The 11,957-nt window shown below is 41.1% G+C and carries 6 protein-coding genes; all 6 read left to right on the top strand.

All coding sequences use genetic code 11. From position 1 onward, the window contains the following. Window positions 1-3: 3 nt before the first annotated feature. The 6 genes from CS948_RS09100 (at window position 4) to CS948_RS09075 (ending at window position 11,949) form a co-directional block, all read left to right on the top strand. A complete protein-coding gene (locus tag CS948_RS09100; protein WP_176554988.1) occupies window positions 4-1,437 on the top strand; it encodes a TlpA disulfide reductase family protein in 1,434 nt (477 codons plus the stop codon). A gap of 10 nt (window positions 1,438-1,447) precedes the next feature. After that, entirely contained in the window at window positions 1,448-2,404 is a 957-nt protein-coding gene (locus tag CS948_RS09095; protein ID WP_099291367.1) for a TlpA disulfide reductase family protein, read from the top strand. Between the two features lie 5 nt (window positions 2,405-2,409). After that, window positions 2,410-4,794, top strand: coding sequence for a DPP IV N-terminal domain-containing protein (locus CS948_RS09090; RefSeq protein WP_176554987.1), 2,385 nt, complete (start codon window positions 2,410-2,412; stop codon window positions 4,792-4,794). Window positions 4,795-5,218: 424 nt separating this feature from the next. Then, window positions 5,219-6,658 (top strand): hypothetical protein, encoded by a 1,440-nt coding sequence (locus CS948_RS09085; RefSeq protein ID WP_176554986.1) that lies wholly within the window; start codon window positions 5,219-5,221, stop codon window positions 6,656-6,658. A 47-nt stretch (window positions 6,659-6,705) separates the two neighbouring features. After that, the gene (locus CS948_RS09080) at window positions 6,706-10,359 is read left to right on the top strand and encodes a SusC/RagA family TonB-linked outer membrane protein (RefSeq protein WP_099291364.1); all 3,654 of its coding nucleotides are present in this window, start codon (window positions 6,706-6,708) and stop codon (window positions 10,357-10,359) included. A 12-nt stretch (window positions 10,360-10,371) separates the two neighbouring features. Then, entirely contained in the window at window positions 10,372-11,949 is a 1,578-nt protein-coding gene (locus tag CS948_RS09075) for a RagB/SusD family nutrient uptake outer membrane protein (protein WP_176554985.1), read from the top strand. The last annotated feature ends 8 nt before the right edge of the window (window positions 11,950-11,957 follow it).

The following is an 11,957-nucleotide window of genomic DNA, read 5'->3' as shown; positions in this document are numbered from 1 at the left end:
AAAATGAAACGTAAAGTTATTCTTGTCGTTGTAGCGATATTGTGTCTTTTGGGAAGCGGATACGCGCAGAAGACTGAAAAAATGAAAGTTCGGGAATGGCAATCCCCGGTATTGAAAAGTGCCCGGACTTGTTTAGAAGTTCAAGTGCAGGGTTATGAACCCGGGATGAAGAAAGAAGGATATTTGTCATGGGGTGGATTTCTGCCCGGTAAACAAGAATTTGCACTGGATGAAAACGGGAAAACTCTGATAGAATTCGAGCAACACGGTTCTTTGTTGTTGAATCTTTCTTTAGCGTGTATGGATCGGGAATTAGAGATTGTCCTGAATCCGGGGGAGAATGCAAGGCTTTACGTGAATACAAAAGAAACAAGGGGAGAATTTGAAGGGGATTATTCGGAATTGAATCAATATTTGCTTTGTCGTGGTGAGCGTAACCGTAGTTATCCGGTAGATTTGGAAAAAATCAAAGGAATGACGGAAAATGAATACATTCTTTATTGTAAAGAATTGTATGATAGTCGATTAAAAGAGTCATCGAAGCAAAAGAAAAAACAAGGTGAAGGTTGGTTCCGCTATGCTCAATTGGAAGCGTTGCTGGATTGTGCGGAAGATATTTATTCGATGAATCCGAATTTTGAGAAGGCGTATCAAGGAGCAAAAGATTCGAGAGAGCTGCCTTATACAAAATATCCCTGCTTTAATATATTGCAGCCAATTTTTCTGGAAGCCGGTTATGATTTGATGCTTCTGCCCGAGCATTCGATTAACAAGATGTTATCGTACTTTAGAAAGGAAGAACAGTTGCAGGCTTTTTTGGAAAATAAAGGAGGTTATTTACTGGATTTACAAAAAGCTCATGTTTGCCATTTGCGTGTAAATAATGATCTGCCTTTAAAAAAGGAACATCTGACATTGATGCAAACGGCTTCACCCTACGTGAAAGAGTTATTTACCGATATTTACGAGAAAGGAAATAAGGCATGGGCAGAACATCTGGCAAAACCGGGATATAAGATTGGAAAGGTTCCGGACGTACCGAAAGAACAGGTGTTTGACAGTATCATGACGGGCTACCGGGGAGAAGTGGTATTTGTTGATTTCTGGTACGTGTACTGTAAATCTTGTTTGAAAGCGATGAATGAAATGGAGGAAGTGAAACAAGAATTTGAGAAAAAAGGGGTTAAGTTTTTGTTTATTACCGGGGCAAAGGCTTCACCGGAAGAGCGTTGGTTGAAAATGATACCGGACATGAGTGGCGACCATTACCGGGTGACGAATGAAACTTACCGCTATTTGATAGATGAGCAGTTTAAGATGGGAGGGTTGCCCCATTATTTAATCGTGGATAGAGAAGGGAATATAAAACATTCTTTCAGAGGTTTTATGGGACGTGAAAAGATGCGGGAAGTATTGGAAAATGAATTAAAGAATTAAAAAAGAATATATGAAAAGAGTTGTATTATTATTTATAGCCGTGTGGTCTGTTTTTCCTGTTTTTTCACAACAAAAACAAGACAAAGTTTGGTTGTATGCCAAATCGATTATCAATCAAAAGGCTCCGGAATTAGTTGTCGAAGAATGGATTACGGATCGACCGGATACGAAAGGAAAATTTGTTTTGATTGATTTTTGGGCAACGACGTGTGGCCCGTGTAAAAAAGCGATATCTCATTTGAACGAGTTCAGTGAGCGGTTTAAAGATAAGTTGGTGGTGATCGGGATTTCTTACGAGAAAGCGGAGAAAGTGAAAGCCATGAAAGAACCTGTTATTGATTATTATAGTGCGGTGGATACGGAAAAGAGAATGAGTAAAGAATTGGAAATTACAGGGATTCCGCACGTGATACTGATAGATCCTCAAGGTATAGTACGTTGGGAAGGTTATCCGTTGGGAGGGGTTAAGTTGACGGCGGAGGTGATTGAAGACATTATGAAGAAATACGGGAATGAGGATAAGGTAGAAAAAAAGATGTGGGCAAAATCTTTCTTGAATCAAAAAGCTCCCGAATTAGTGGTTGAAAAATGGTTGACCAAAGAGCCGAAAATGAAAGGTAAATTCTTGTTGATTGATTTTTGGGGACCTTCTTGTGCTCCTTGTCGGAAAGGGATTCCGGATTTAAATGAGTTCAGTAAGAAATTTAAAAAAGATTTGGTGGTCATTGGGATGTGCGGTCAGAAAGAAGAACAAGTGAGAGCGATGAAAGAGCCTGTGATCGAGTATTACAGTGCTATCGATACCAAGAAAGTATTGCATAAAGCCTTGGGGATAACGGCTGTCCCTCATGCTATTCTGGTTGATCCGGAAGGCATCGTACGTTGGGAAGGCTACCCTCTTCTGAAAGGACATGAATTGACGGCGGAAATAATTGAAGAAATAATCAAGGAGTACAAGAAGAAATAAAGATAATGGTAAGGTATTTTTTATGGATATTACCTTGTTTATTCGCCCTTTCCGGGGTAGGGCAAAAGGCGAATTATAAACAAGCGGAGCGTTTTTTGAATTTAGAATCTCTGGTCGGTTCTACAAGTGTGTTACCTAATGTTTTGAAGGGGACGGATAAATTCTGGTATAAATATGAAACGAAAGACGGGATACGTTATTATTTCGTGGACCCTAAAGCCGGGTTGAATCGTGAATTGTTCAACCGCAAAGAGTTAGCGGGTGAGATTAGCCGGGTGACGCACAAACCTGTTAATTACAAGGATATTAAATTATCGGGTTTTTCTTTGGAAGAGAAAGGGAAGGTTTTGCAATTTACTTCAGAGGGAGTAAGATTTAAATACGATCTTCGGACGAACGCTTTGGAACGAGTGATTTCCGACACGACAAAGAAAAATCCGAAAACACCGGTGAAGCCGGCTAAGACGATAAAATACGACGGTAAACTTTCCCCGGATAGCAATTACACGGTATATGCCAAGAATCATAATCTGTATTTATTTTCGCTGAAAGATTCCGTGGAAACACAATTGACAACGGACGGGCGTACAGGTTATTCTTACGCACCCAAGACGGCGGATTCCACGAAAAAGGTGATTCCGGATATTACTTGGTTCGGTGATTCAAGATTCTTTTACGCGGAGCGTGAGGACAAAAGAAAAATGGAGGAGCTTTACTTGGTAAATACTTTAGGCACGGGGCGTCCGACATTGCAGAAATACAAATTTGCCATGCCGGGGGATGAACACGTGCAACAGAATGAATTACACGTGTTTGATATTTCCATTAAAAAAGAGGTGAAATTAGATGTAGAAAAATGGAAAGATCAAAAATTATCCGTGTACAGTGTCGGACGCCCCGCTAAAAGGCTTTATTTCACGCGCAAGAAAAGGACTTGTGATGAGATGGAGTTGTGTCGGGTAATCCCGGAAACGGGAGAAGTGAAAGTGTTGATTAATGAAGTATGTGAACCTTATTTTAATGATCAGCTATTTAAATTCCACGTATTGAAAGACGGGGAAGAAATTCTTTGGTGGTCGGAACGCACGGGGCACGGGCATTGGTATCGGTATGACGGAGAGGGAAACCTGAAGAATGTTGTTACTTCCGGTGGTTGGACATCCGGGAAAATTGTTCGGATAGATACCACGGGACAAACCATTTATTTCGAGGCTTACGGGCAAGACAAAGAGGGTGTGAGTCCTTATTATGCTCGCTTGAATAAAGTTCGTTTTGACGGGAAAGGAGGGGTGAAAATATTGACACCGGAACAGGCAACGCACAAAACGAACTTTTTATTTGGCGGGAAATATTTCGTGGATAATTATTCCCGTGCTGATTTGGAACCTCGGAGCGTGATAAGAAACACGGACGGGAAAGTTGTTGTAGAACTGGCATCTCCCGATTTGTCCCGGCTTTACGAAACGGGTTGGCGTATGCCTGAACCTTTCTCCGTGAAAGCGGCAGACGGTTCAACGGACCTATTCGGTTACATGTGGAAACCGGCGGATTTCGATTCCACGAAGACGTACCCTATCATATCTTACGTGTATCCGGGACCGCAAACTGAAGGAGTTCCTTTGGAATTTAGCGTTTCAACGGGATTTAATAATGCGGCTTTGGCGCAAGTGGGTTTTATCGTGGTCACGTTCGGACACCGGGGAGGAAGCCCTTTGCGTGACAGATGGTACCACACCTATGGATACGGCAACCTACGGGATTACCCGTTGGCTGATGACAAGTACGGGATAGAACAACTGGCAGATCGTTACCCGTTTATTGATAAGTCAAGGGTAGGAATATTCGGTCATTCCGGGGGAGGCTTTATGTCCACGGCGGCAATCTGTACCTATCCGGATTTCTACACGGCAGCTGTATCTTCTGCCGGGAATCATGATAATAATATCTATAACATTTGGTGGGGAGAAACACACCACGGGGTAAAAGAGGCAAGAGCTACCAAGCCTGTGACCAAGAAAAAAGCAAAAGCCCCGGAGGATGTGAAAGATTCCACGAAGAGTACGATTGAAAATGTAAAATTCGAGAAACCCAATATCCCGACCAATATCGAGTTGGCAAAGAACCTGAAAGGGCATTTATTGCTCGTGGCCGGGGATGCTGACAATAATGTGCATCCTGCCAACACTTTCCGAATGGCGGATGCGTTAATCAAGGCCGGTAAGAATTTCGATATGCTAATTTTACCCGGTCAAAATCACGGTTATCGGGGAGTGTCTTTGGATTTTTTCAAACGAAAAATATGGTTCCATTTCGCGAAGCATCTATTAGGCGATTATTCCACGGATCAATTTACAGAGATCGACGAATACATGCGTTTAGGAAGTAATTAGTTTTGTTTAAATAGTATCTGTGTATTTTTAAAAGCGTTCGGGATTTCCCGGACGCTTTTATTATGGATAAATAAAATAGATACTGATAGATTGCGATATAAGCCTCAAGGCAATTGGGGTGAAAACTTGGTTATAGTATATTCCTTCATATTAATAAATTTTATTGCTGTATAATTTGTAAGATAGAGAAGGGGTATATAGTTAAATTCATTCGTTGTTTGGAAAAGTGATAAAGAATGTGTTAAAAAGAATGAGTTAGATTATAAGATATATATAAAATGCCTATCTTTAGCAAGATGAGTTTTGTGTGGTAAAAAAAACAATCGTGTGAGTTTTAAAAAATGAAATTGTTGTACCCAATTTTTACTAGTTATTCGTTTTTAAGAAAAATGAAATAATGTGGTAATCTAAAATCAATAGCATGATGAAAAAAAATGTAGGATTTTTATTATGGATACTTTTATCCATTTTTATTACATCTTGTACAAAAACGTATAGGGAAGCTGATGCGGAAAAGGAGGAAGAGATTGTTCCTCCCGGAGAGACCTATACGCCTGAACAGATGCACAATTTGAATGTAGTGTATTATGTACCGTCCGATATTTTGGAAATAGAGAATTGGCATTATCGTTTGTCAGGGATGACGCTGCATATACAGAATTATTTCCATGAGAATTTTATGCGTTACCGGGTGGATAAAAAATTTGGACTAGAATTGAATGACGCTAACCCAGAGTTTATTAAAATCCATTACATCAAAAGTACCAAAAGTTATTTAGATATGCAAAAAGAGGATATTGCAACGATGGCACAAGAGGTGTTGGATTATTTCAAACAAAATCCGGACGCAAAGCAAAGCGACCATTATCTGGTATGGATGCCGGAATACGAAGGGGCTTTTATTCAGCACTATTACCCAAGTGTGAAAGAAGGTATGGCGTTTTGTGGGGTAGACAACACGAGATGGAAACCAAACTATATCAAATCTGCACGCGCCATGGCAGCTTTTTTGAATGATTTGGGGTATGTGTTAAAAACTTTTGCTCATTCTTGTTTTGTAACACAAGGAATAACCGGTTTTGAATCTGATTTTATGAGTATAATGGGTGCTTATGAACGTTTGAGTAGTAGCGCGAAATCTCAGCCTAAGTATAATTGCATTCGCTATTCCGGGACCGGAGGTAGCACTAATTCATTCAAAGCCGGGACGCCAGATAAAATTAGAGTTCCCTTGTGGGATGTGCGCTATATAGCAGGTACACAGTTATTTAATGATAATTATTCTTATGAGCCATTTGAGGTTAATATCGAGAAAGTAGATATAAGATCCAAGGCAGGTTCAGGTTCTATCGTGGCGGAGGATACATTGAAAGTGTTGTGTAAATTCACCACAGTTCCTGCTGGTATTGAATTGGCGGGAGCAGTGTTGTTTGATGACCCATGGTTGACTTATAATTTGGCGGGAGTAAGAGACAAGGAGATGGAGCAGGATGAGTATGAAGATACGGGTTTTGACGCTCTTGGAATATACGTAGAAGCCGTGTCGTTTAAGAAAACTGGGGATGTTTACGAGGTTGAATTTGTCTATCCTATGGCGAATCATACAAATATGTTGCTTGCGTCTACTTCCGCTTCGACAGAGACCCATGAGTTGCGTTTCCGTTTTATAGGCAAGAACGGGATGGCTTACCCGCATGCGCCTATTTCTATAAAAGGTTCGTTGGATGTGCCGTTTTTACGAAACTTATACACGGTTACAGGACATCGTGCGATTACGGACCCGAAGAATCCTCTTCCTTATCGGCAAATACACGATATTGCTGAAAAATATGGCGTGTGGTATGAAGAAGAAGAGGGCGAATAATAATGAGTTACAGAAGATAGATGTTTAATAGGTTAAATATATGTTTTATGAAAGCGATAAGAACGATAAAATTAGTCGTGTTGCTTTTGGTTTTGTCTGCGAGTATGTTGTTTGCCAATGCACAGGATATGAAGTTGAATTTACAAGTAAAGCAAAAATCATTGATCGAGGTGGTGGATATACTCAAGCAAAAGTCGGGACTTTCTTTTATTTATTCTGCTGCAGATGTCGAACAAGTGGTTGGAATAACAATAAATGTACAGGATAAGACGATCCGTGAGATTTTGGATATTGTGTTGGCGGGAACCAATCTAGTGTATACGATAGAGAAAGACTTGATTATATTAAAACGGACGACACCTATACAGCAGTTGAAAAAGAGAACGGTGACCGGAGTCGTGTTGGGGACAACTCCTAGGGATACTTTGCCGGGCGTCACGGTACTTGTGAAGGGAACAACCCGAGGGGTCACGACCGACGTGCATGGAAAATTTACAATGGTGATTCCTGACGGGGATGACGTGGTATTGTGTTTCTCATTTATCGGGAAAAAGATGAAAGAAGTGAAATATGCAGGGCAGGAGTTTTTGACCGTGATTTTGGAGGATGACACGCAAGAGCTGGAAGAGGTGGTGATCAATGCAGGGTATCAGCAAATTGATAAACGGAAATTGACCGGTGCAGTGACGACATTGAAAATGGATGACATTATGACCCCGGGTATGAGCACGCTAGACCAGATGTTGGAAGGACGTGTGCCGGGTATGATATTCATGCAAAATTCAGGACAAGTAGGAGCTTCTCCAAGGTTACGTATTCGTGGGACTTCTACTGTATTGGGTTCGCAGGAACCATTGTGGGTGGTCGATGGGATTATTCAGGAAGATCCGGTAGACGTGGATCCGGCACAGTTGAATGATTTGGATTTTGTGAATTTATTAGGTAATGCCATTTCGGGTTTGAATCCGGAAGATATTGAGCAAATAGACGTGTTGAAGGATGCTTCCGCCACGGCTTTGTACGGTACGCGGGCTGCCAATGGTGTTATCGTGATTACGACAAAACAAGGTAAGGAAGGACCTCCCACGGTACGTTACAGTTTCGGAGGAACGCTTACTCGCCGCCCGCGTTATTCAGATCGTACGGTGAACGTGATGAATTCAGCGGAAAGGGTTGCTTATTCCCGGGAATTGCTAGAAAAGAAGATGACATATGCCGATAAAAACACGTGGATCGGTTACGAGGCTGCTTATGAAGATTATCGTAACGGTTTAATGACATTTGAGCAATTCAAGCGGCAAGTGGAGTATTACGAAACATTGGATACGGATTGGTTTGATGAACTTTGCCGGGATGCTTTTTCTCACACGCATACATTGTCTTTTTCTGGGGGATCCAAGACTGCGAAATATTACGCTTCGGTGGGATATAACCGTCAAAACGGAGTGCTTCAAAAGGAGTTCGGCGATCGTTACACGGCAGGTATGAAGGTCACTTTGAATTACGATCGTTTCAATGCCACGTTCAATTTGAAGGGAAATGTACAAAAGCAGGAGCATACGCCATCGGATGTGGGATTGATGGATTTTGCGTATAATACTAGTCGTGCCGTGCCAATTAACAACGAGGATGGTTCTCTCTATTTTTACCCGAAAAAAATGCTAAATGGAGGTTCTGGTGAGTCATGGTTTAATATATTGAATGAACGAGATAATTCTTACGAGCATATAGATAAAAACCAACTTTCTTTTTCAGTTAATGCAAGTTATAATATTTTAGATAATTTAAAATTAACGGGAGTATTTGCTTATTCCATAGCCAATACTGATAATGACGTATATCATGGAGCTTTGACGCATTATGCAAAATCGCTCAGTAAAAAGGGTTTTGCTAATGACGATTGGACGGATGGGGGAAAAAATGGATATTTTGATACTGGTTCTTTCCGGAAGGGGACAAATTTGCCATACGGGGGCGAATTGAGGAGAAATTCAACCAAAAATGAAAATTATACTTTGCGAAGTCAGTTGAACTACCATTTCTTTTTGGACGAAGAGCGAGACCATATGTTTTCGCTTATGGCAACATTCGAGTTATCTTCTTCCCATAACACGGGGTTGAACAAGACTTTTCGTTGTTATGTTCCGGAAAGAGGATTGCAAGTCGGAACGATTGATTACACTCAATATGAAACCTACACGAAATGGTTGACGACAAATTCAGCGGCATTGGGAACATTTAAGGATCGTACGTCGAATAGACTTCGATACCTTGGTACGTTTAATTATAGTTATAGAAATCGATATATATTTAATGCCGATATGGCAGTAGATTACTCCAACCAGTTTGGCGATCGGGCAAGAGACAAATTTTTGCCGGTATGGGCGGTGTCCGGTCGTTGGAATATGCATGAAGATCTTTTGAAAAGCGTGTATTGGGTGAATAATCTTGCGTTGACGGCTTCTTTCGGGTATAGAGGAACGACTCAAGCGACACAAATTCCTGAATTAATCATCGTGAAAGGCGAGTTAGATAATGCGTTTAATGAATACGGTTCGACAATCAAATCTTTTCCAAATCCGGATTTAAGTTGGGAGAAACAGATGTCTATTAATAGTTCACTGCATTTCTCATTGTTTAATAATAAATTCAGTGGGACATTATCTTATTTTTATACTAAGACAACGGATGCTTTCTTGACTAAAAAAGTAGCTCAAGTGAATGGTGTTTCTTCTTATTCTGTGAATCAGGGTACTGTAGAGAACCAAGGAGTGGAAGTGAGCGTGAATATCAACCCGATCAATACCGCCATGGGGGGAGGCGACCGGAACGGATTTATGTGGCGAATTGACCCGCAGTTAGGAGGTGTGGTTAATAAATTGATCAATAAATTGATCGAAACAGACAAAGAGGATCCATTGCATGATGAATACACCTATATGGATTTCTTGAACGGGAATGCCCATATATCTGGCAAACCTTTGAATTCTTTCTATTCTTATGAATTTACCGGGTTGAGTGCTGATGATGGACGACCGACTTTTGCCCGCACGAGCGAAGAATATTTCGCCGAGTATGTAGACATGGCGAAAACGGATGTGTTCACGAAAGTGATGCGTTATTCCGGTTGCCGCGTGCCTTATTTGCAGGGAGGTATTTCAAATATGTTATCATGGAAAGGTTTCGTGTTGGATTTCAACTTGACATATAGCATCGGTTCTAAAATCCGGTTGTTGAAGTTGTATAATCCGGATGCCAAGTCTCTAGCGGTATCGCCTATACAGAATTTACGCAAAGAGATGGTCAATCGTTGGCAAGTACCTGGGGATGAGAAGTACACGAATATTCCGGGAATAATGGACAAGACTGCATATGGTGTAACTCTTACTCCTTGGTGGAATGGAGAACCCTATGCATTCGCTAAGAATATTTGGGAGATGTATAATTTTTCAGATGTGCGAGTCGTTAGCGGGAACTATTTGAAATTGCAACGATTGAATTTGCGCTACGTGTTCTCGGACGAGGTTTGTAAAAAATTGCGTTGTAAATCGTTGTACGTGTCTTTGTCAGGAACAAACTTGTTTACATGGAGTGCGAAAGAGTTGAAAGGACAGGATCCTGCTTCGCAATCCGGTTCTGCAGATAAGATTAACGTGGCGGTGCAACCAACATACTCATTGAGCGTGAACGTATCATTTTAAAACATGAGATTTATGAAAAGATATTTTATTGGAATCTGGATACTCCTTTTAGGATTAGTAAGTTGTTCCGATTTTTTGGAAGAAGAATCGATTGAATATGCTTATGCCACTTCTTGTAAGGATTTGAATGAACTTTTGGTTGGGAGTGGTTATATGAAACATTCTGTCCTTGGTTTTAAGGATCAGCTAAAACCCGATAGTAAAACGGGAGCGTATTTCCCTTGGTTGAATGTAATGGATGACGACGTAGAAGAGTTTGTTAAAGGCGAATATGTCGATACCGAACCATCGGCAAAATTATACGGTTATTATGCGTGGGAAAAGGATCCTTGCAATTTTTCAAAAGTGCTTTATAGTGATAAGACTTGGGGACGTTTGTACGAACATATCGCCGTATTGAACGTGATTTTGAATAAAGTAGAGGAGTTTACGCACGATACGGATGAAGACCGCAATGCGATAAGGGGACAATGTCATTTCCTGCGCGCCTCGTATTATTATTTTTTGGTTAATTTGTATGCCAAGCCTTATGACAAAATCACGGCTTTGCGAGATCCGGGAGTTCCGATCAAGTTGACTCATTACGTGGAAGACAAAGACTATACGCGCGCTTCCGTGGATAGCGTTTATCAGTTGATTGTAAGTGATTTGAAATTAGCTATTGATTATTTGGGAACATACCGACCGACAACTATACGACGTGTCGGTTTAGAGGCTGCTCAGACTTTTTTAAGCCGCGTGTACTGTTACATGGGAAAATGGGATTTGGTGCCGGATTTGTGTAATGCCGTGATAAGCGGCAACAAGTATAGTTTAAAAAATTTAACTCAAGCCGCAGAGAAAGATACCTCTTGGATCGATGCCAATTCACCCGAGATTATTTTCACGCAAGGGAGTAATAGTAACAACCGGGTATTTCCACTCGTGAAAGGCAGAACTAATTCTGCCGCTTTCCGTGTGTCCGATGAATTAGTGGCTTTGTTTGACGAGCATGGACTTGTTGAAGAGGAAGCGAATGACTGTCGGAAAAAATTTACTCTTTTTCATGAAGAAAACGTGCCTGCATCAGAGGGGAGAGTGGATTTTTATATTCCCCGTAAAATAAAAGCTCTCGATGTTGAGCAAGAGTATTCCTTTGTTTCCGATAATTTCACGTTGCGTCTGTCTGAAGTGTATTTGAATCTGGCGGAGGCATTGGCTATGACAAATCAAGAAGGACTGGCACGGGAAGCGTTGAAAAAGTTAATGGAGAATCGGGTTAATAATTTGAAGCCGATTACAGCCACGGGGAAAGAATTGATTGATTTGATTCGGAACGAACGCCGCCGCGAATTCTGTTTTGAAGGACAGCGTTGGTTTGATTTGCGGCGTTATGCGGTTTGCCCAAACTATTTAGATGCGAAGAGTATCAAGCACAACACGTACGGTAATGCGTATGGTGGTAATGGTACTCCCGGAATATTGCAAGGTTATTACTTGCTTCCGGCATATCCGGATGGCGGATGGGTATTGCCCATACCTGTTGCTGAAATAGAACAAAGCGACGGAACCATAGAGCAAAACAGCCGAGAAGATAGTATCTTATATTAAAACTGGAA

The organism is Butyricimonas sp. Marseille-P3923 (assembly GCF_900184685.1).
In the GTDB taxonomy this organism is placed as follows: domain Bacteria; phylum Bacteroidota; class Bacteroidia; order Bacteroidales; family Marinifilaceae; genus Butyricimonas; species Butyricimonas muris.
The sequence above is the reverse complement of the archived record's forward strand: the minus strand, read 5'-3'. Positions and strand labels throughout refer to the sequence as shown.

What these genes read in the sequence shown, in the direction of transcription:
- CS948_RS09085 (WP_176554986.1), top strand. Translation starts at nt 5,219, where the DNA reads ATGAAAAAAAATGTAGGATTTTTATTATGGATACTTTTATCCATTTTT.
- CS948_RS09100 (WP_176554988.1), top strand. Translation starts at nt 4, where the DNA reads ATGAAACGTAAAGTTATTCTTGTCGTTGTAGCGATATTGTGTCTTTTG.
- CS948_RS09080 (WP_099291364.1), top strand. Translation starts at nt 6,706, where the DNA reads ATGAAAGCGATAAGAACGATAAAATTAGTCGTGTTGCTTTTGGTTTTG.
- CS948_RS09090 (WP_176554987.1), top strand. Translation starts at nt 2,410, where the DNA reads ATGGTAAGGTATTTTTTATGGATATTACCTTGTTTATTCGCCCTTTCC.
- CS948_RS09095 (WP_099291367.1), top strand. Translation starts at nt 1,448, where the DNA reads ATGAAAAGAGTTGTATTATTATTTATAGCCGTGTGGTCTGTTTTTCCT.
- CS948_RS09075 (WP_176554985.1), top strand. Translation starts at nt 10,372, where the DNA reads ATGAAAAGATATTTTATTGGAATCTGGATACTCCTTTTAGGATTAGTA.